We start from the raw sequence: 19,519 nt of genomic DNA on the forward strand, positions 1-19,519 counted from the left end.
ATGGCCAGGAACACGGCCGCGGGCGACTCTGGCATCCAGAGACTGGCTGCATCCTCCGTGCGCGTCGCGGCCGGGAGAAGCACCTCATGCTTGGCTTCCTCGCGATCTTTGCGGCGTCCGTCGCCGGCTATGCCGACGTGGGTCTGTGGACCATCGCCGCGTGCGCTATCGCGCTCGCATCCGCGTCGTATGCAGAGCATTACACGCTCTACAAGCGCGGCCAGGAGCTTGGCCTGACCGACACATTGCGCGGGGCGGTGCTACGCAGTTTCGGGAACGGGTTGATCGCTGCCGGAGCTGCCTACTTCTGCGGTTGGTTTTTGCGGCTGATTTGATTTGGCGGGCGATGGCGGCAACCAGGCGGTATCGTAGATGCCGGAGCGCTGTGCACGCTGAACCCGCTCTCGGCCCTCGCGTATCAGCCGCCGCAAACGGCTCGTGGATCGTCCAACCTGCCAGCGCTTTTTTCTAATGGCGAGAAGCGCGGCCTGATACGCGGCGTCGGCATCTTTCAAGTGCGTGGGTGCTGCTCGCACAAATCCGAGCGAGTTTGCTAACGCCGCCGAGAAATAATCCATGTCGCCCTTCTCCACCCACTCCCAGGGTTGCAAGGGCTGGCAGCGCTCCATAAGTGCGATCGGTCCGGGCGCATATTGGCTTCCTTCGAGGCCTGCGCGCATTATTTGAAAGGCGATGAGCGGCCTAGTGTCTAATTCGGCTAGGTACCGTTTGGCTCGCGCAGTGACGATATCTCGCTCGCGCTCGGACTCGAGGTTTGCCGCTAACTCGATTACGCGCTCGTACGCTGTTTCGGCTAGATCGGAGTGTCCGAGTTTGCGCAGCTGATGCGCCTCTAGCTCCAACAGTTGGATATCGGTGGTATGTCCCGGCAGGCTCAGCGCGCTTCGAAAATGACTGAGTGCCTCCAGATGACGCTCAGGTTTGGAACTTGCCGATGCCACGGCTCCGCGCAAGCTGTAGGCGGTGCAGAGTTCTTGCCTCAGTGAAACGGCCTCTCGTTCCGCGATGTGGAGCTGTTCGGAAAGCTTTTGGACCGCTTTAGACAGTTGCCAATCCGCGCTGCTCAGCACGGGCAAAGCGACGGCAGAGTTGTCCCACCGGTTTTCGCGAAGGACGTATTTCAAATCGCGATTGACGAAAGATGGCGCAACGAGTGTTTGCCCTGGCGCGGGGCGCTGGATTGTTTCAAGCGCTTGGCCGCGGATATCTCTCAATCGGCTGTCACGGCTGCTGATGTATTCTGCGAGACGCTTGTGAAGCACGCGGTCGTGGTAAAGCCACCATCGCCACGCGCCGAAAGAGAAGCCTAAGAGACCAACGATCAGCTGGCCGTAGTCTTTTAGAAAAGCGGCGGCAACGCCAATGCCGCCCGTCGTGTCCTGGCCAAGCCTCACGACCAGATCGTTGAATTTTCGCGCCGCCAGTTCATTCTCGGTGATCAGAGTCAGAAGCTGGCAGAAATACTCCTGCGATCCGCACTCCATACGACGCCCCCGCAATACTCATAGGCAATATATCGCGCAGATTGCGCCGTTAACCTTTGCGTGTACAGACGGCTGAGCTTCAGAAACCGCACGAATCCACAATGCTGCGTGGCACCCTCGCCACAAAACACGCACGTGCAAGCCCGGATGCGCGGCGCACAAGGCGCCGGGGTGATGCGGGGTGACGGGGCGGAACGTTGCCGGTATCGTTGCGCGATGGTGCGTTTCCCCTCGTTCCGAACGATCCCGCGGCGCTGCGTGGCGGCCCTCGCGATCGCGTTGCCGTGGCTTGCCTCCGTCGGCGGTCTCGGTGTTGTCACGCCTGCAATTGCAGAGAGCGCAAAGCCGGCCAAAAAGCTCACCAAGGAGCAGGCCGCCGCGGTCGCCGCCTATGACACGGCGCTTGCGGCCTTCAAGAAGATCCTGGCGGAGCGGCGGGCGCAAATCGATGCCGGGAAGACGCTGCCGCGCTTGCCGGGCCAGGCCGTCTACCTCGCGCGCCTCAAGGTGATGAGCACCTACAAGGACCTGACCGACGTCCTGCCCTCGCGCATCGGACGGCCCAACACGTTCGGCGTGCCGCCGGATCACTTCGACGCCGACATCGAGCCGCTGATCCAGGAGTACGCCGATCTCTTCAAAATCATGCAGGCGCCACCCGCGTTCGCGCAAAGCTCCAAGACGCCGATGAAGGATGCCGTCGACCTCGGCCGGGCGATCGCGCGCGCCAAGGGCGCCGATGCCGCGGCGGCGGAAGCAGCCGGCCGAATCAGCCTCGCCATCTTCTTCGCCGAGACGAACGCACGCCAGAACATCGGCAACGCGCGCTCCAATACCTATAAGGGTAGCCTGCAGACCGGAAAATCCGAGGATCGCAACGGGCGCAGGAAGTGGGCCGCGATCAAGAAGAAGGTCCGCGCGCGCGCGCCTGAGGTCGCCGCTCGCGACGACGCGGAGGAAGCGCGCGCGAGGAAGATCGACCCGCGCTACAATCACTGGATAGCCGTACGCAACGGGCTGATGAACGCCCACGCCGATCTGTTCGCCGACATCCCGGCGATTGCCCGCATGCTGCCAGACGAGATCGACCAGATGAAGCTGTTCCAGCTCATCCAGATCGTGCCAACGCCGACGCGGGCCGCGCTGAAATCGGGGAACGTCGAGAGCTACAGGATCTCGGATGCGCGCGTCATGGGCTTCCTGCGCAACAACAGCATCTTCACGTTCGGCAAGGTCAACCGGGCCAAGACGTCTGCCACCTACCGCGAGATCCTCGATGCTATGTGGCTGTTCACGCCGAAATTCGAGAAGGCGCGGGACAAGTTCAAGGCGATCCAGCAAGGCGCCCCGGAGTAAGCATCCGGTAACCGGATTTCGACGGACCTGCGTGCGTCTCCCTTGAGACGGCGGCGGATTATCCGCCATGCCACACAATGATTGCCATCATCTTGGAACTTCTGCCCCGTTCACGCCGTTCAGGAGGTCACCCGGGGTTCCGACCGAGGAGACAAACCATGCGCACATTGACCCTCGCGGCCCTCGCCGCCGGTGCCGTCCTTTGCTTCGGCGCCGCTTCTGCTTCCGCCGCGCCGCCGGCCGCGACACCGATGGGCAAGACGTTGTCGCAGAGCGTGCTCACGGAGCCCGTGCAGTATCGCCGCTATTGCCGCCGCTGGAGCCGCGAGTGCCGAGTCCGCTGGGGTTGGGGCTGGCGGTATCGCCGCTGCATGCGTCGCCACGGCTGCTGAGCCAGGCTGCTCGATCCTGGCATGCAAGGGCCGCGGGACTTCTTCCTGCGGCCTTTTTTTGTGACGCGGGTGCGGGAGATGGATCAGCGGCTAAAGAACAACCACAGAACCAGCGAAAGCACGACGCTGATTAAGAGCGAGGTCGCGATCGGAATGTAGATGCGGGTGCCTTCGCGCTCGATCAGGATGTCGCCCGGCAGGCGGCCAAGGCCGAAACGCTCGCCCAGCATCCACAGCAGGCCGACGGCGACCAGCACAATCCCGGCGATGATCAGGGCCTTGCCCACACGGGCACTCCTCGGTCGCAGCGTATCCGAGGAAAGATGTCGGCGTGCCGCGTCCGCCCGTCAAGCGGGGCGGAGGCGGACGCGTTGAGCGCCCTGAAGGCGCTCAACGCCCATGGGAGGGAGGGCCTGTCCGGCTCAGGTCGGCAGCACGGAGCGCAGTTGCGTCTCATACTGGGTCAGCGCGTCGAGGGCGCGCTGCTTCATGGCCGGGTCGCGCTCGCCGGTGGTCTCGGGGTTGAAGGCTTCGATGGCGCTACGGGCGTCGGCCATCATCTTCGTGGCGGCGTTCCACGGGTTGAGCTCGCGCTTGAGATTCGACTGCAGAAGCTGCGTCAGGAGCACGCCTGTCGCCAGCACAAGGCCGGAAAGCTCGGCAATCTCGTGCTTCAGCGCCTTGATCTGCTCGTTGGTGTCCGTGGTGTCCGTCATGGCCTTAAGCTCCGTTCTTGCGCCAGCCCCGGCCGCTTCCTAATCCGGGATTGCCCCGCGACGCAAGCCCGCGATCGGCGCGGGGCGGGAACCCGGGCCCCACTGCTCCGTTGACTTGCAAAAGCAAGAACGGAGCGTTCCCATGGGCCAGAAATCCCTCGCCGACATCGCCAGCGACATGCGCGGCATCGATATCGCCATGCTGTCGACCATCACCGAGGGCGGTGCGATCGCCAGCCGTCCGATGAGCAACAACGGCGAGGTCGAGTACGACGGCAACTCGTACTACTTCACGCGGGACGACACGCGCCTCGTGCACGACATCGAGCGCGATCCCGACGTGGCGCTCGCGTTCAGCTCGAAGCCGGGGCTGTTTAGCGGCGGCCTCTTCATCGCGGTCGCGGGAAAGGCTGAGATCATCCGCGACAAGCTGGCGTTCCCGGCACACTGGACATCCGACCACGATGCCTGGTTCGAGCAAGGCATCGACACGCCCGGGCTTGTCATGCTGAAGGTGCATGCCAATCACATCAAGTATTGGAGCGGTGGCGACGAAGGCGAACTCGCGGTTTAAGCGCGTTTTGTCTTGGCAAGCGTCCCTACGGATAAAAACCTGCGGGCACGACGTGCGCGCGTGCCTCATTCCGGGAGCAGCGCGGTTGGTGCTAATCGGGCGCGCCTGGCTGCCGGCGGTTGCGCCGGGGCCGTCACAGTCGCAACCGCCCATAGGTCTCCGAATGCCCCAAGACGCAGAACGGTCGCCCCTCCAAATTCTCGCTTCGCTCATCTTCGGATCGCGCTGGCTGCAGGTGCCGCTCTACCTCGGCCTGATCATCGCGCAATGCGTCTACGTCTTTCTGTTTCTCAAGGAGCTCACGCATCTGCTGGCGCATGCGGCCTCGTTCGGCGAGCAGGAGATCATGCTGATCGTGCTCGGTCTAATCGATGTCGTCATGATCTCGAACCTGCTGGTGATGGTCATTGTCGGCGGCTATGAGACGTTCGTTTCGCGGCTCAAGCTTCAGGGCCATCCCGATCAGCCGGAATGGCTCGACCATGTGAACGCGAGCGTGCTCAAGATCAAGCTTGCCATGGCCATCATCGGCATCTCGTCGATCCACCTTCTGAAGACATTCATCGCCGCCGGAAACCTCGGCAAGGAGGGCGCCACGTTCACAGAAGCGGGCGTGATGTGGCAGACGATCATCCACATCGTGTTCATTCTGTCGGCGGTCGGCATCGCGTATGTCGACAAGCTCGGACGGGAGATCCCGTCCAAGGGCGTCTCGAAGCCCGCTTGACACAAAAAAGCGGGGCGGCATGACCGCCCCGCTGTATTTCGGATCGCTCGTCGAGCGTCGTGCTACTTGAGCGCGGCCTCGATCTCTTTCGCGGTCGCCTCGGCATCTGCGAGCTGGTTGGCGCCGCACTGGCCTTCGAGCTTGATGATCAGCTCGTCGACCTTGACCGCCTCAACCTCAGGCAGCTTTTTCGTAGCTGCCTTCTCGGCCAAGCCGAAGGCAAGGCTGTTGCAGGCCTCCTGATTGGCAGGCGGAGCTGCGAAGGCCGGAAATGCAACGGTTGTCACCAGGGCCGCCGCAGCGGCTATCATCTTGCGCATGGGATCATCGTCCTTTTGTGCTGAGTTTTTGTTCCGGAGAGGAGCGCATATCAGCGCCGGCCGGGTCCGTGACCGCCAGCTTCCAATGCCAACACGCAGACCTCCGGCCCCCTCTTGAGATTGAGCGACGGCAGGTAATCGAGCTCAATGCGCTCGATCACCCGACGACGGCCGTCGAGATCAATCGGTCGTGTCTCGGTTCCCTTCGGAATCGCGGCGCGCACATCAAGCACCTGAGACGAGCGGTCACCGAACACCACACGCATGCGATTGAGCCTCAGCGTGCCATCGTTGACCTGAAGCTTCAGCGCCCGGAACGCACCTTCGCGCCGGCCCACGCGGATCACATCCTTCGTCTCAAGGAAGCCTACCCGCTGGCATCCGAGCAGAGCCCACTCGGGGCCACGGCGCTTTTCGCCGTAGAAGTCGATCTTCACTGGGCCGAAAGCGCGATAGGTGATCTCGATGCGCTGGATAAATTCGCCACCCCGACCGAGATCGATCGGGCGCGAGCGCGTGCCGGGCTTGAACACCTCACGGACACGCAAGTCCTCGGACTGACCACCACCGTAGACGATCCTCAGATCCTCGATGCGCGCCTCGCCACCGGTGACGGTGAAGCCGATCGACTGGAAACGGCCCTCGCGACGGCCGACCTCGATCACGTCGCGCTCGAGACGGGTTCCGATCTGGGCGGAGCCGAGCAGCTCCCAGTCGGTGCGGTTGTCGGGCCGCCAGTCATCGCGGCCGCGTTGGGCTTCGGCGCTGGCCAATGGGGTGAGGACGGCAATCGCGCAGACGATTGCGAGGAAAGATCTTTTCGACATGGAAATAAACTCCTAGGGGGCTCCCGGCGCACGCGTGCTTCGAGCAGAAAACTCTGCACACATTGCACTTTTCCGATGACACCGGTTTGAGCCTAAACGATGGCCGTGACGGCGGAGGCACGCCACACCATCGCCCAGCGACTTGTGCTAGAGATTCGCGCCTCACTAGAGGGCATTCACTCACAGGAAATTTGCATGACCCGACTGCTCACAATCGCCTCACTTGCCGCAATCCTCGCTGGAGGATCCGCGCTCGCCGACGTCAACGAGGCGGTCAAGAACGCCTGCCGCAACGACTATCACAAGCATTGTGACAATCTCGCAGTCGGCAGCGACGAGTTGCGCGCCTGCATGCGCGGCAAGGCAACGGAGCTCTCCAAGGAGTGCCTCACCGCGCTGGTCGAGCACAAGGAGGTCACCCAGGAGGACATCGACAATTACATCAAGGAGATGGACGCGAAGGCGAACTGAGTGAAAAGCCGAACAAGAACAAGGAAGGACGAACGAAACGTGAGCCAAGCCAACAGCAAGCTGACGCGCCGCTTCGTTGCCCAGGGGCTCGCTCTTGCGATCTCCGGCGCGGTCGCAGGCGGGTTTGCGCCCGCCGCGCAAGCAGCAGAGGAAACGACCATGCCATCCGGCCTCAAGATCATCGACACCGTTGCCGGCACAGGCGCAGCGCCCAAGACGGGCCAGATCTGCGTCATGCACTACACGGGCTGGCTTTACGAGGACGGACAGAAGGGCGCGAAGTTCGACAGCTCCGTCGACCGTGGCCAGCCGTTCGAGTTCCCGATCGGCACCGGCCGCGTAATCGCCGGATGGGACGAGGGTGTCGCGACGATGAAGGTCGGCGGCAAGCGCACGCTGATCATTCCGCCGGAGCTCGGCTATGGCGCGCGCGGTGCCGGCGGCGTCATCCCGCCCAACGCCACGCTGATCTTCGACGTCGAGCTGCTCGACGTGAAATAACGCTTGAGCCTGTAGCGAGCGTCAGCGCTTCGCGCGCCGGCGCTCGCTGCGGGTTCTCTTTCTGTCCCGCTCGCTGAGCTTCTCACAAAATTCGCTTTTCGTGCCGCTCAGGCAGCCGTAGCGCTCCAGCAGCTCCGCGTCGCGCCCGCTAATGGGCCCGCCCGCCCGGGCGTTGGCACGGGCAGCTTCAAGCTCCATGTAGGTCTGCGCTTCAGCCGGGGTCGCGCCTGCTGCCGCCAGTGCGGCTAAAGCCAACGCCATTGCTCCCGCTGCCATTTTCCGCTGCATGCCGCCTCCGTTCCGCTGATCCCCGGCTGTCTGCCCAGGACGTAGGATAATCCCCTGCACCGTTCAACCGCCGCCGAATATCCCGACCCTGTTCCCTGCGGAATAGCCGCCCGCTGCGCGACCGGCGATTGATCTCGCATCGAGACCGCGAGACTTCGCATTGCGAGAAGGGGACGTGCCATGATTATCGACATTCGCAGTCTGACGCTTGCGACAGCGGGCGCCATCATCTTTTCCACCACCGGCCATGCCGGCACTGATCCATCGGGCATCTGGTTCGACCCGGAGCGCCGTGGGGCGGTCGAGATCGCACCCTGTGCCAGCGGCACCGGGCATTGCGGCTATGTGGTGCATATCGCCGACGCCAAGAACGCCAAGCGCTGCGGAATGCAGATTCTCGGCAACGTGACCGCGGGCGGCGGTGGCTGGATCTACAGCCCGGATCGCGGCCGCAAGTATACCGTTGCGTTGAAGCGCCTCAGCGATGACCGCCTGCGCGTGGTCGGAAACGCCGGCTCTTTCTTCAGCAAGACGTTTACCTGGACACGGGCTCCTGACGATCTCGCCCGCTGCGACGGAACGACGGCCGCCTCTCCCGCCAAGACGGTGCCTGTTGCGGCTTCCGCCCCGACGCCGCTGTCAGACCCCAAGACTGAGGCCGCCGCGCCGATAGCAACGGGCGCGACGAGCCCCTCCGTTGCCCTGCTCGGCAAGCCGATGAAGCCTGCTCCCGAACAGGCCCGCGCTACGGCGGCGCCTGCTGTCCAGCCGAGTGCGCCGCCGGTGCAGTCGGTCGCGGCTCCAGCTCCGGCTGCTGCTCCCGCTCCCGCCGAGGAGACCTTCGAGGCCGCGCCCCGGCGCACCTGCAAGTTCAAGATCCCCTACGTCGGCCGCGTCATCGATATCCCCTGTCGCGACTAGATGATGAGACCCATGATCGACGTGTCGGACGGATAGGGTCCGAAGCGTTCATGGTCTAAGGCCGACGTAAACCGGGGGGTGACGGCGCGGGACTTTCCCGCGCCGTCACTGTCTCACGTTGCGCAACAGCGTCGCGGCAAGAAGCGCAGCACCGATGGCTCCCAACGCCGACAGCGCGGATGTGACCTCGAAAGCGTGCACGAACGCTTCCCGCGCTGCTGCGAGCAGCTGCGGGCCACGATCGCCGCTCAGCTGCGCTGCGACTTGCACAGCTCCGCCCAAGGTATCCTTGGCCGCATCGACAGACTCGGACGGTACGCCGGGCAATGTCTGGCTCGCCATGGCGCTGCGATAGATCGCGGTCACGATGCTGCCAAGGACGGCGATGCCAAGCGCGCCGCCGAACTCGAAGCTCGTTTCGGAAATGGCCGACGCCGCGCCCGCCCGCTCCGGTGGCGCCTCGGCCATGACGATGTCGGTCGTGATGGCACCGGTCGGCGCCACGCCGAGGCAAAGGATCATCATGCCGATGAACAGGAGCCATGGGCCATCGGTTGCGCTGAGCTGCGTCAAGATAAGGAACCCAACCGCCGAAACGAGAAAGCCACCCGCCACGACGACGTGCGGGCGATAGTTGCGCTCCAAGTAGGGTGCGGCGAGCGAACCCAACGCGAATACGATGCCGGTGGGCGCGGTCCACAGGCCGGCCTCGAGCGGCCCCATGCCGAGCACGAGCTGCAGGTACTGGGCGATGAACAGGAACGTGCCGAAGACGACGAACAGCGCGACGATGTTGGTCGCGAGTGCCGCGGAGATTCCCCGCACGCGGAACAGATTAACGTCGATCAGCGGATCGGCGAGCCGGCTCTGGCGGTGGAAGAAGTAGGTGCCGACGAGCAGACCGAAGCCGATGGCGAACAACGGCAGAGGCCCCACGCCGACCTCCGCAATGCGCTTCATGCCGTAGATGATCGACAGCACGGCGACCATCGATTGCGTGGCGCTGACCAGATCAATGCGTCCGGCGTTCGGATCACGAAACTCCGGCAGTAGGATCGGGCCGAGCGCCATCAGCAGCAGCATCACGGGGACGTTGATCAGGAATACGGAGCCCCACCAGAAATGCGCAAGCAGCAGACCGCCGACGACTGGCCCGATGGCGGCACCTGCAGAGAAACACGCGATCCAGACACCGATGGCGAAGGCGCGCTCGCGATCGTCGTGGAACATGTTGCGGATCAGCGAGAGCGTCGACGGCGCCAGCGTCGCCGCGGCAAGACCCTGCAGCGCGCGGGCGACGATCAGCATCTCGGCGGAGGTGGCAAAGGCGGCAAGCAGCGACGTGACGCCGAACGCAGCGGCCCCGATCAGAAGCAGACGACGCCGGCCGATGCGGTCGCCCAGCGTGCCCATGGTGACCAGGGCACCCGCAACCATGAAACCGTAGATGTCGACGATCCAGAGCAGCGCAGCAGAGCCCGGCTTGAGGTCGGCGGCGATCTTCGGCACGGCGAGATGCAGCACCGTGAGGTCCATGGAGTAGAGCACGCACGGCAACGCGATGACGGCGAGCCCGATCCAGTCACGCCGCCCCGCCTTGGCGCTCGGAGGCGCGTGGTCATCCAACATGGTCGAGCCGTCTCACGGACATTTTTTGTGCGTGCCGCGTCTTAGCGCCTGCCGTGCTGGATGTCACGCAGCACGCACCGTCAGCGGTAAACGTAGCGGATCGTGAACGTGCGGTCGGCCACCGTTGCGTTGTACGGCGGCAGAGGAAAGTACGTCTGCTTGGCCGCGAAGACGACGCTCTGGTCGAGATTGGTCCCTGACGCCTCCAGCATTTGCACTTCCGCGAGGTCGCCGTTCGGGGTCAGGATCAATCGCACGGTGACGCGACCGAAGATGCCGCGTGGCGGCGGCATGGTTTGGCGCAAGGCGCGGATTACGGCGCGGCCGAACTCGTCGTTCTCACCGGACCGCGTGATGCCGGGTGGCCGCGTCGCCCCGGCGGAGCGGCCGGGCGGCGCGTTCTCGAAATCCTTGGGAGACGGATCGAGGCGCGCCTGCTTCTGCGCGGGCTTCTTCTTGGCGGGCTGCGCCTCGCGCTTCTCGACGGGTTTTGCGGGCTCCTGTTTCGCTTCCGGCTTTGGTGACGGCTCGGGTGCCGGCTTTGCGGCCTCGGCCGGCTGCGGCATGGTCGCGATGTCAGGAAGGGCGGCCTCGAAATCCGGCGCCGTCGCGGTCTTCTGCTGTTGAGGCGCCTTCTCCGAGGGTGCCTCCTGTTGCGGAGGCGCCTCCTTGGGCTGCGGCGGGGCCGGCTCGGCGGCCTTTTCGACGGGCTCGGGTGCGGGTTCCGGCTCGGGCGTCGGCTGAGGGGGTGCCACGGGCGGTGTTGGCGTGCCGGCCGCCGGCATCGCCACGGCCTCGCGGCTCTTGAGATCCGCTTCCGTGACAATGTCGACGGCGATGGCGTCGGTGGCGCCCGAGGGGTCGCCGACCGAGCGCTGCGGTACCGAGCGTCCGACCTCGATGAACAACGCGGCATGCAACAGAAATGCGACAACCAAGGCAAGCCGGAACATCCGCTGACCCTTCTCCAGGGGCGGAACCAGTCGCTCGGTCGAGGCTAAAATGTCGTCTGCCGTTGTTTCCATGCCTGTGTGCAAGTAAGCCCTAGCCGGGCCACCCCTTTAGCATGCCGGTCGCCCTCCCGCAGGGCGTCCCCTACCCCGGCAGGTTGTCGCTCCACGGCAACGCGCACTATGTTGCAGTCATGACAACGGCATAGGCGTGGCGCAGGCATCATGAGCGCACAAGGAACCATCAGGACCGGCATCGGCGGCTGGACGTTCGAGCCCTGGCGCGGGGTGTTCTATCCGGACAAGCTTCCGCACGCGAAGGAGTTGTCGTTCGCAAGCCGCGCACTGACCAGCATCGAGATCAATGGCACCTACTATCGGTCGCAGACGCCCACGACGTTCGCCAAGTGGGCCCGCGACGTGCCGGACGGGTTCGTGTTCTCCGTCAAAGGGCCGCGGTTCGCGACCAACCGCCGGGTGCTCGCCGAAGCCGGTGACTCGCTCAAACGCTTCTTCGATTCCGGCCCGACGATGCTCGGCGACCGGCTCGGCCCCCTGCTCTGGCAGTTCGCGCCGACCAAGAAATTCGATGCCGCCGATTTCGGTGCGTTCCTGGAACTCCTGCCCGAAAGCTTCGACGGGCACCGGCTGCGCCATACCGTGGAAGTGCGCCATCCGTCGTTCAAGAGCGATGAGTTCATCTCGCTCGTGAGGCAGGCTGGCGTGCCGGTCGTCTATGCCGATCATCCGACCTATCCGGCGATCGCCGATCCGGTCGGCGACTTCGTCTACGCGCGCCTGCAAAAGGGCGAGGACGACATCGAGACCGGATATCCCAAGGCTGAGATCACGGGCTGGGCCAAGGCCGCGCAAACCTGGGCCGAGGGTGGCGTGCCGTCGCGTGTCGAAGCGGATTGTGTCGCGCCCGTGCCGAAGGACGCCAAACGGCGGCGCGACGTGTTCGTGTACTTCATCCACGGCGGCAAAGTGCGAGCGCCCGCGGCGGCGCAAACCCTGATCGAAGCGCTTGATAGCAAGATGTCGAAAAAGGGCGCGCGCGACTAGCCGAGCTTCGCCTCGACGACGGATTTCAGGTTGGCAAGGCCCTTTTCGAATTCGGCGCCGACGAGATTGTCGACGTTGACGAACACCGAGATGACTTTTTGCAAAAACGTCTGCTCGCCCGACATCGTCCAGGTCACGATCGTGCGCGGGCCGTCGGGCTTGAACGTGAACTCGGCTGCGTTGGTGCCTTCAAACGGCTTCACGAAATCGATGCGGATGCGAATGCGTTCGTCCGGGCGGCTTTCAAGCAGCGTCATGCGGCCTTCGCCGATCTGGTCGTTGCCGGACCATTGGAACACCGCCCCTTCGCCGGCGTCAGGCCCCTCGAACGTCGCCTTCGCATTTGGATCGAGCTTGGCCCATGGCGACCACGCCTCCCAGTTGTGGAAGTTGTTGACCTCCGCGAACACCGCGGATGGCGGCGCGACGATGATGCTCGAGCGCTCGATCTGGAACTCAGCCGGCTTCAAGAACGCCACGTAGCCCAAGAACACAAGCACGATCGCGGCAAGTCCGATCAGTATCCGTTTCAGCATGTGCGAAATCTCCACCGCTCACAGCGCAAAGGGCGAAGCGTCCATATCATTCCGCACTGCAACGCGCCACCTCTTGACCCGCGGCGCTTGAGACGCTTGCCTGTGTCGTGACAGCGCGGCCAAGCGCTATTTGACCGAAATCAGGAGAGCAAACGCAATGCCTACGACAAGAACAACCGCCTTATTCGGTGCTTCTGCGCTTCTGATCGCACTGTCTGCCGCAGCGTCCGTGCACGCGGCGGATCCCGCCTATGTCGGCACATGGGCTTCCGATCTCGCGCAATGCAAAGTCGGGCAGGACCGGCAGGAGGCGCCGCTCGTGCTCTCGAGGGACGGCTATGACCAGCATGAGACGCATTGCAAGTTCACCTCCGTCGAAGGCGCAGACGGAGATTGGAAAGTGAAATCGAACTGCACCGTCGAGGGCGACGCACAGCCCTACGATTTCACGCTGACCGTGTCCGGGGACACGCTGACGGTGACGGACGAAGCGGGCTCGCGCGACCTGCTTCTGTGCCGCTAAACATCGGCAGCCCGCTTGGTGGTCGAACCCCGTCGAAATAAAGCGCGACGGAAATCACAACCTCCCTCGTTCTTCCTTGCAAGACGGCGCAAACCGGGACCTCCCGGTTGTCCGGCCCTTGTGGCCTGCGCCGATCGAAGCAAGGAGAACCGATTTATGACACGCAAGGGTAAGTTCATTCTGGCCGGCGTCGCCGCGACGACCGTGGGCCTTGCCGCGGCCGGCGCCATGGCGCAGCGCGGTCACTATTGGGAAGGTCACAAGTGGGATGGCAAGGAGCGCCATTTCCGCCATCACGGCGGCGGTGCGGGTCTCCTCGGCTTGCCGTTCGGCGGACCGGGATTCCGCGTTTGCGGCGGCAACGTTGCCGAGCGGGCCGACCATATGATGGTGCGCATCGAGCATCGCGTGAAGCCGACCGAAGAGCAAAAGACCACCTTCGAGGAGTTCAAGACTGCAGCCCGCGCCGCAGCCACAAAGCTCAGCGAAGCTTGTCCGCCGCGCCCCGAGCGTGCGGAGGATGGCAAGCGGCAGCGTCCGACGCCAATCGAGCGCTTGGCGCAGACCCAGGCAGGTCTCGAGACGTCGCTTGAAGCGCTGAAGTCGTTCCGTCCGGCGGCCGAGAAGTTCTATGCGTCACTCTCGGACGAGCAGAAGCAGAAGCTCGAGCGCCGTGGCCGCGGCGATAAAGGCAAAGGTCATTGGAAGCGTGACCGTGGCCCCCGCGATGGCAAGGAGGATGGTCCGAGCCCCGAGCATGGCCCGGAGGGATCTGCTCCCGACGATAAGACCTGACGACTAGGTCGTGACATTTCGGGCGCGGAGCGGATCTTCTGCTCCGCGCCTATTCATTGTTCAGAAAATCCGCGGCCGAAGCCTTGATAAGTCCCTAAACCTGCCCCATCGTGCTGGTCCTTAGCTCGATGGAACAAGGTCTGGTGGCAATGCTGCGGCGCGTTGCGGTACTTCTGATTTTACTCGCTATTTCCGGCGGCGCGCTTTTTGCAGCGCGTCATCTTGGGATCCCGTTGCCGTGGGACTTCGCGGCAACCGACCCGGAACCCCCGTCAAAAGATCGTGAGGCGTCGCCGGCCAAGGGAGCGGAAGAACCGGCCAAGTCGGCTGCCGAGAAGGCCATCGAGGACACAACGGCCGCGCTGGCGCCGCAGGAACCTGCACCGGCGCAGCCAGGCAGCGTCTCGATCGACATCTCGCGCATCTCTCCCGACGGCACCTCCGTCATCGCGGGTCATGCCGAGCCGGACAGCTACGTGACCGTGCTTGAGGAGGGCAAGCCGGCAGGCACCGCCAAGACCGATTCCGGCGGCAACTGGAGCCTCGCAACCGAGCACCGCTTCGCGAGCACCGATCCCAAGCTCAGCTATGAGGTGCGCCGCACGCCACCGCCCGAGCCGGCCAAGCCGGATGCGCAGGTCGCCGCCAAAGAGCCCGCCCGCCCGTCACAGCAGGCGAATGCGGCGGGAGAGGTGATGCGCAAGTTCGAGAGCCTCGTCGAGGAAGCGCGCGAGGAGGCGAAAAAGAACGAGGCGGAGGCGAAGAAGGCCGAGGAGGAGACCGAGAGGGCCGAGGAGCCAGCGAAGGCGAGTGACGAACTGCAGGAGAGCGCCACCACCGAGGCGCCACGGACGCCGGAGCCTCCCGCCGCCGCCGTGACGGAAGCGCCTGAACGTGAGCCTGAGGCACGTGAAGAGGTGACGGTCGCGCCGGAGCCGCAGCCGGACCAGCCGAGTGGTGCATCTGACGTCGAACCGGCGCCATCGGCCGAGGCCAAGGTCGCCCTGGCGCCGCAAGAAAGTGAACCCGTCAAGCAAACCGTAATCCCGGTGCCGATCATGTTCGTCTACAACGAGTCACGTCTGACACCCGATGGAGAGCGGGCGGCTGGGTTGCTGCTTGAGTATCTCAAACTCAAGAAGCTGTCGGCGGTAGAGCTCACAGGGCACGCGGATGAGCGCGGCAGCGATGCCTACAATTTCGATCTCTCGCGCGAGCGGCTCGATGCGGTGGCTGCGCTGCTCAAAGAGGGCGGTTACACCGGCGATCTCAAACTTACGCCCAAGGGCAAGACGGAACCCTACATGGGCGTCAACCGCTCGGCCTACACGGGAGAAGCGCTTTTCCAGCTCGACCGTCGCGTCGAGTTGCGCCTCGGCCGCTGATGCGCGTGGTGAAACGCTCGGAAACTGCATGACTTCCTCCGACGCCGCAGGGGCGCGTGCGCTTGCCATCGGCCTCGTCGGCCGCGCAAGTACGGCCGTGACCGAAGATCTCATCGCGCCCGCCGTCAGGAGCGGACGGGTCGCGGTGTACTCGACGCCCAGTCTCGCCGCACTCATGGAGCAGGCTGCGGTCGACTGCATCGAAGGACGTCTTGCGCCGGGCGAAGCGAGCCTCGGCGTGCAGGTCGAGATCTGCCACACGGCAGTAACCCCGCTCGGGCTCACGGTTTCCGCGACCGCGACGCTGACGGAGATCGAAGGACGCAAGCTCACGTTCGAGATCGAGGCGCATGATCCTCACGGGCCCATCGGCAAGGCCGTGCACACGCGCATCATCGTCGACGTGGCGCGCTTCTGGAGCAAGCTCACTGCCAAGACGACCTGAGACGGCCGCTTCCGCCGGCGACGCGGCGACCGCTTTTTTCCCCACACTGTCCCCTGGGGCTCCCCGCCGCCGCTATTTGCTGCTAAACAAGACAACAACGATACGGGGGAGGACACGATGCGCTTCACGCTGTCGATGCTGTTCGTTCTGGTTGCGACCGCCGCCCATGCAGGGGAAACGCCGGCGCCGCCCGAGACCTCTGCCCTCCCCGCTCAAAAATCCGCATGCACGAACCCGGATGCACTCGGTGTCGCCCGCACCGTCGAGATCGACACCACGGGTGGGCCCGGCTTCGGCATGGATCATTACAAGGCGTATGACTTCCTGCAGGACAAGGAAGTGGTGCTCACCTTCGACGACGGTCCGCAGGCGAAGACAACGCATGCGATCCTTGATGCACTGGATGCCGAATGCACGAAGGCGCTCTTCTTCAGCCTTGGCAAGATGGCGCTCGGCTTGCCGGAGATCATTCGCGACGTGGCTCAGCGAGGGCATACGGTCGGCACGCACACCTGGTCGCATCAGGACCTGCGCAAGAAGTCGGAGCAGGACGCCGAGGATGAGATCGAAAAGGGCGTGAGCGCCGTGCGCCGGGCCGTGGGCGGTCCGGTAGCGCCGTTCTTCCGCTATCCGTACCTGCGCGATTCCCAGGCGACGCTCGCGTACCTCGGCAGCCGCAACATCGCCATGTTCTCTACCGACGTCGACAGCTTCGATTTCAAGCGCCAGTCGCCTGAGAAGCTCGTCGAGACGACCATGAAAAAAGTGGAAAAGCGCGGTAAGGGCATCATCCTGATGCATGACATCCAGCCGACCACCGCCAAGGCCCTGCCGGCGCTGCTCACGACCCTCAAGAAGGGCGGCTACAAGGTCGTGCACATTAAGGCCAAGGACGCCGTCAAGACGCTCGCCGAGTATGACGCCCTGATCGAAAAGGACGTCAAGGGCTTGCCCGCCGCTGGCAGCGAGCGGCCGATGTCGAGCGTCGTGCGCACGGTGCCTTAGGAGCAAGGGCCCGAAGCACGGCCCTCAGGGAGGTGCGGCCTAGTCGGGCCTGAATAAGCCCCAAAAAAGAAATGCCGTTTCCGAACCTTCGTCGCTAAACTCCCTAAAAACGCCCCAAATTGGGCTTGAGTGAGTTGCGATGACCATGATCCGAATTGCCCGACTGGCCTCCATGGGGCTCGCGTTTGCGCTTGCGCTAGCAACGCTCCCGGCCCGTGCCGAGACCTGCACTGCCGACAGCTTCGGCGATGCCGTCGATGGGTCGGCTGCGGAGCTGCGTGCCTTCAGCGCCGAGACGCAACCCAAGCTCAGGGCAAAGCTGCAGGCACTGCGCGACAACAAGGGCTGGACAGACGCCGACTACGAAACGAAGGGGCTCAAGCTCGTCCATGACGCGCAACTCGATGCTTACGATGCCCAAGCCGGAGAGCTCTTGAGCAAGATCGACTCGCTCGGCAGCCCGGAGACGAGCGGCGAGGAAGCGAGCACCGACTGTTCCAGCCTTTCCGAGCTCAAAACGGCCTCAAGCGATCTGATGGCGGTGATGCGCGCCAAGTCTGTCTACCTCATCGAGAAGATCGACCGCGAGATCGCCAGGAGCGGCCCCGCGAAGCCTGCGGAGGTCGCAAAGCTCGAGCCCGAACCGGCTCCGACGACGACGCCAGTCGCGGAGCCCAAGGCGGTCGAGCCCGAGGTCACCGAACCAAAAGTCACGGAGCCAAAGGCCGCCGAGCCGAAAGTCGCCGAAGCCGAACCGCTGCCTGACCTGTCGCCGTTGCGCCGGACGCAGCCGGCTCAGAAAGATTTTCCGCCGCCGGTCACGGAGCCGACACCTGCGCCTGAGCCGCCGCCGCAAGCCGCAGCGCCCGAAGAGCCCTCAACCCACGATGATCGCACGTCGAGCTGGAGCACGACCACGGCGCAGGCCGTCATTCCGCCGCCCATCGTGCGCGAGCCGCAGGCCGATGCACCGCCGCCCAACTACGACGCCCCACCGCCCGGCACGCCATACGAGTTGCCGCCGGCCGAAGGGGAAGAAGGGGCAGCGTTCGACGCCGAAGGCGGGGGCTACAGCATCGACGAGATCCGAGAAGCCTCTCGTGGCTTCTTCGGCACCATTTCCACCTCTCTTGCCAGCGTCATCGAGTACACGTTCCAGAAGGCCGGGCGGCCAACCGCATATGTTCTCGGCACCGAAGGCGGCGGCGCGATACTGGCGGGCCTGCGGTACGGCGAAGGCACAATGTATCTGCGCTCGGGCGGCAGCCAGAAAGTCTACTGGCACGGTCCTTCGATCGGCTACGATGTTGGCGGCGCGGGCTCGCGTACGCTGTTCCTAATCTACAATCTACACGAGCCGGATGCCGTGTTCCGGCGCTTCACCGGCGTCGATGGCTCGGCCTATCTCGTGGGTGGTGTCGGCGTGACGCTGCTGCAGGGCGGCGACGTCACCATGGCGCCGATCCGCTCGGGGCTCGGGCTCAGGATCGGCGCGAGCATCGGCTATGTCCGCTTTTCGCCGCGACCGACCTGGAACCCATTCTGACGTCTGACGCGACCCGGGGTCAGAAGCCGTAGCCGTAGGGATAGCGCGGCGGGCGGGCCGGAGCCGCGTAGCGGCGGCGCGGACGCGGCCGATCATAATAGTAATCGTCATAGGCATAGCGGCGACTGTAATAGTTCGGCGGCAAGTAGCGGTACGCGCGTGCGCTACGCGGCAGCCGTTGCGTTTCCTCGTAGTCATCGTCGTAATAGTCATCGCCATAGCGGTCGCGCGAGGACGGCGCGTCGGCCACCTCGTCATCCATGTAGCCGCCCGGCTTGCCGTGGACGACGATCTCAGTGCGGTCCTTGCCGTGGCTGCTCACGAGTTTGTAGAGCGCAGCGGCATTTTTCGGCGCGAGGCGAACGCATCCGTGCGAAGCAGGGCGCCCCAGCGCGCCAGTGTCGTATGTGCCGTGGATCGCCACGCCCTTGTGAAAGAAGATCGCATGCGGCATGGGCGCCAGGTCGTACTGGCGCGAGTACCACATCTTGGCCATCCAGGTGGGGCGGTAGGTGCCAGTCGGCGTGCGGTAGCCGTAGCGGGCGCTGGACATCCGCCAGGTGTGGCGCTTCTCGCCCTCCTCCGACACGGTCATGATCTGTCGCGTGAGATCGATGTCGATGGCGAGCGTCGGCTCGGGCAGCGGCACCGGCTCCGATTTCTTCGCCTGAGGATCACCTTTGTCTGCTGCGGTCTTGGTGTCCGGCTGCTTCGCGGGCTCGTCCTTCGGCGCGTCTGCTCCCTTCACCGGAGCTGGAGCGGTCGCGGGCTGTTTTTGCGGCGCGGGAGAGACCTTGAGCTCGGTCCCGGCGGCAGGTGCTGCGTCCGGCGCCTTGTTGATGACGGTCACCGTCGGGACCGCGTTTTGGGCGCCCGTGTTCTCGGGCTCGTTCCCGGCCGCCATTGCGGCCGATCCGGCCATGAGCAACGCCATGACAAGGGAAATCAGCGCTTCAGCCCGTATCGCAAAGTCCCAACGCATCACCGCACCTCGGGGATAGGCGTGACCACAACCCGATAACCTGTACGATTAACGCCGAAA

The 19,519-nt window shown here is 64.4% G+C and carries 25 protein-coding genes; 15 read left to right on the forward strand and 10 right to left on the reverse strand.

Going from position 1 to position 19,519, the window contains the following annotated elements; translation table 11 throughout:
* The first annotated feature begins 86 nt into the window (after positions 1–86).
* Entirely contained in the window at positions 87–335 is a 249-nt protein-coding gene (locus CS1GBM3_RS19445) for a hypothetical protein (RefSeq protein WP_139247779.1), read from the forward strand.
* Here the strand turns inward: CS1GBM3_RS19445 and CS1GBM3_RS03865 are convergent.
* Positions 261–1,505: a hypothetical protein gene (locus CS1GBM3_RS03865; protein WP_072391650.1), complete on the reverse strand. Its 1,245-nt coding sequence runs from the start codon at positions 1,503–1,505 to the stop codon at positions 261–263. The two genes, CS1GBM3_RS19445 and CS1GBM3_RS03865, sit on opposite strands and share 75 nt — an antisense overlap.
* 258 nt (positions 1,506–1,763) lie before the next feature.
* On the opposite strand from CS1GBM3_RS03865, the gene CS1GBM3_RS03870 reads away from it, so the two are divergent.
* Both CS1GBM3_RS03870 and CS1GBM3_RS03875 read left to right on the forward strand, forming a co-directional pair.
* The gene (locus CS1GBM3_RS03870) at positions 1,764–2,861 is read left to right on the forward strand and encodes a hypothetical protein (RefSeq protein ID WP_244534544.1); all 1,098 of its coding nucleotides are present in this window, start codon (positions 1,764–1,766) and stop codon (positions 2,859–2,861) included.
* Positions 2,862–3,019: 158 nt separating this feature from the next.
* Positions 3,020–3,253 carry a hypothetical protein gene (locus CS1GBM3_RS03875; protein WP_083567028.1) on the forward strand — a complete coding sequence of 78 codons (234 nt, stop codon included), beginning with the start codon at positions 3,020–3,022 and terminating at the stop codon, positions 3,251–3,253.
* A gap of 83 nt (positions 3,254–3,336) precedes the next feature.
* Here CS1GBM3_RS03875 and CS1GBM3_RS03880 read toward each other — a convergent pair whose 3' ends face one another.
* Positions 3,337–3,540 carry a DUF2905 domain-containing protein gene (locus CS1GBM3_RS03880; protein ID WP_072391656.1) on the reverse strand — a complete coding sequence of 68 codons (204 nt, stop codon included), beginning with the start codon at positions 3,538–3,540 and terminating at the stop codon, positions 3,337–3,339.
* Between the two features lie 135 nt (positions 3,541–3,675).
* Complete coding sequence (locus CS1GBM3_RS03885; protein WP_072391659.1) at positions 3,676–3,969, reverse strand: hypothetical protein; 294 nt, start codon at positions 3,967–3,969, stop codon at positions 3,676–3,678.
* 142 nt (positions 3,970–4,111) lie between these two features.
* Between CS1GBM3_RS03885 and CS1GBM3_RS03890 the strand changes: the two genes are divergently transcribed.
* Positions 4,112–4,543, forward strand: coding sequence for a pyridoxamine 5'-phosphate oxidase family protein (locus tag CS1GBM3_RS03890; protein WP_072391662.1), 432 nt, complete (start codon positions 4,112–4,114; stop codon positions 4,541–4,543).
* Between the two features lie 163 nt (positions 4,544–4,706).
* Complete coding sequence (locus tag CS1GBM3_RS03895; protein WP_072391665.1) at positions 4,707–5,270, forward strand: TIGR00645 family protein; 564 nt, start codon at positions 4,707–4,709, stop codon at positions 5,268–5,270.
* A 62-nt stretch (positions 5,271–5,332) separates the two neighbouring features.
* Here CS1GBM3_RS03895 and CS1GBM3_RS03900 read toward each other — a convergent pair whose 3' ends face one another.
* Positions 5,333–5,590, reverse strand: a complete 258-nt coding sequence (locus CS1GBM3_RS03900; protein ID WP_072391668.1) for a hypothetical protein — start codon at positions 5,588–5,590, stop codon at positions 5,333–5,335.
* 50 nt (positions 5,591–5,640) lie between these two features.
* Positions 5,641–6,417, reverse strand: a complete 777-nt coding sequence (locus CS1GBM3_RS03905) for a hypothetical protein (RefSeq protein ID WP_072391671.1) — start codon at positions 6,415–6,417, stop codon at positions 5,641–5,643.
* Positions 6,418–6,612: 195 nt separating this feature from the next.
* On the opposite strand from CS1GBM3_RS03905, the gene CS1GBM3_RS03910 reads away from it, so the two are divergent.
* Complete coding sequence (locus CS1GBM3_RS03910) at positions 6,613–6,888, forward strand: hypothetical protein (protein WP_072391674.1); 276 nt, start codon at positions 6,613–6,615, stop codon at positions 6,886–6,888.
* A gap of 99 nt (positions 6,889–6,987) precedes the next feature.
* On the forward strand, positions 6,988–7,389 hold the full coding sequence (locus CS1GBM3_RS03915) for an FKBP-type peptidyl-prolyl cis-trans isomerase (protein WP_244534580.1): 402 nt from the start codon (positions 6,988–6,990) through the stop codon (positions 7,387–7,389).
* A gap of 21 nt (positions 7,390–7,410) precedes the next feature.
* Here the strand turns inward: CS1GBM3_RS03915 and CS1GBM3_RS03920 are convergent, their stop codons facing one another.
* Positions 7,411–7,665 (reverse strand): hypothetical protein, encoded by a 255-nt coding sequence (locus CS1GBM3_RS03920; RefSeq protein ID WP_139247781.1) that lies wholly within the window; start codon positions 7,663–7,665, stop codon positions 7,411–7,413.
* A 192-nt stretch (positions 7,666–7,857) separates the two neighbouring features.
* Here CS1GBM3_RS03920 and CS1GBM3_RS20025 point away from each other — a divergent pair, with 192 nt between their 5' ends.
* Positions 7,858–8,598, forward strand: a complete 741-nt coding sequence (locus CS1GBM3_RS20025; RefSeq protein WP_072391680.1) for a DUF2147 domain-containing protein — start codon at positions 7,858–7,860, stop codon at positions 8,596–8,598.
* 105 nt (positions 8,599–8,703) lie between these two features.
* Here CS1GBM3_RS20025 and CS1GBM3_RS03930 read toward each other — a convergent pair whose 3' ends face one another.
* Positions 8,704–10,227, reverse strand: coding sequence for an MFS transporter (locus CS1GBM3_RS03930; protein WP_072391683.1), 1,524 nt, complete (start codon positions 10,225–10,227; stop codon positions 8,704–8,706).
* 80 nt (positions 10,228–10,307) lie between these two features.
* On the reverse strand, positions 10,308–11,252 hold the full coding sequence (locus CS1GBM3_RS03935) for an energy transducer TonB (RefSeq protein ID WP_072391687.1): 945 nt from the start codon (positions 11,250–11,252) through the stop codon (positions 10,308–10,310).
* Positions 11,253–11,402: 150 nt separating this feature from the next.
* Between CS1GBM3_RS03935 and CS1GBM3_RS03940 the strand changes: the two genes are divergently transcribed.
* Positions 11,403–12,242 (forward strand): DUF72 domain-containing protein, encoded by an 840-nt coding sequence (locus CS1GBM3_RS03940; RefSeq protein ID WP_072391690.1) that lies wholly within the window; start codon positions 11,403–11,405, stop codon positions 12,240–12,242.
* Here the strand turns inward: CS1GBM3_RS03940 and CS1GBM3_RS03945 are convergent.
* Positions 12,239–12,778 (reverse strand): SRPBCC family protein, encoded by a 540-nt coding sequence (locus CS1GBM3_RS03945; RefSeq protein ID WP_072391693.1) that lies wholly within the window; start codon positions 12,776–12,778, stop codon positions 12,239–12,241. The genes CS1GBM3_RS03940 and CS1GBM3_RS03945 overlap by 4 nt on opposite strands.
* 157 nt (positions 12,779–12,935) lie before the next feature.
* On the opposite strand from CS1GBM3_RS03945, the gene CS1GBM3_RS03950 reads away from it, so the two are divergent.
* The 6 genes from CS1GBM3_RS03950 to CS1GBM3_RS19230 all read left to right on the forward strand — a co-directional run bounded on the left by CS1GBM3_RS03950 (position 12,936) and on the right by CS1GBM3_RS19230 (position 18,477).
* Positions 12,936–13,301 carry a hypothetical protein gene (locus CS1GBM3_RS03950; RefSeq protein ID WP_072391696.1) on the forward strand — a complete coding sequence of 122 codons (366 nt, stop codon included), beginning with the start codon at positions 12,936–12,938 and terminating at the stop codon, positions 13,299–13,301.
* A gap of 156 nt (positions 13,302–13,457) precedes the next feature.
* The gene (locus tag CS1GBM3_RS03955) at positions 13,458–14,096 is read left to right on the forward strand and encodes a Spy/CpxP family protein refolding chaperone (protein WP_072391699.1); all 639 of its coding nucleotides are present in this window, start codon (positions 13,458–13,460) and stop codon (positions 14,094–14,096) included.
* A 149-nt stretch (positions 14,097–14,245) separates the two neighbouring features.
* Positions 14,246–15,481 carry an OmpA family protein gene (locus tag CS1GBM3_RS03960; RefSeq protein WP_072391702.1) on the forward strand — a complete coding sequence of 412 codons (1,236 nt, stop codon included), beginning with the start codon at positions 14,246–14,248 and terminating at the stop codon, positions 15,479–15,481.
* 28 nt (positions 15,482–15,509) lie between these two features.
* Entirely contained in the window at positions 15,510–15,926 is a 417-nt protein-coding gene (locus CS1GBM3_RS03965; RefSeq protein ID WP_072391705.1) for a thioesterase family protein, read from the forward strand.
* Positions 15,927–16,043: 117 nt separating this feature from the next.
* On the forward strand, positions 16,044–16,931 hold the full coding sequence (locus CS1GBM3_RS03970; RefSeq protein ID WP_072391707.1) for a polysaccharide deacetylase family protein: 888 nt from the start codon (positions 16,044–16,046) through the stop codon (positions 16,929–16,931).
* Positions 16,932–17,070: 139 nt separating this feature from the next.
* Positions 17,071–18,477, forward strand: coding sequence for an EipA family protein (locus tag CS1GBM3_RS19230; protein WP_244534545.1), 1,407 nt, complete (start codon positions 17,071–17,073; stop codon positions 18,475–18,477).
* A gap of 19 nt (positions 18,478–18,496) precedes the next feature.
* Here CS1GBM3_RS19230 and CS1GBM3_RS03980 read toward each other — a convergent pair whose 3' ends face one another.
* Positions 18,497–19,459, reverse strand: a complete 963-nt coding sequence (locus CS1GBM3_RS03980) for a L,D-transpeptidase (protein ID WP_244534546.1) — start codon at positions 19,457–19,459, stop codon at positions 18,497–18,499.
* Positions 19,460–19,519: the final 60 nt, after the last annotated feature.

Origin of the sequence: Hyphomicrobium sp. CS1GBMeth3, from assembly GCF_900117455.1 — a bacterium.
In the GTDB taxonomy this organism is placed as follows: Bacteria; Pseudomonadota; Alphaproteobacteria; order Rhizobiales; family Hyphomicrobiaceae; genus Hyphomicrobium_C.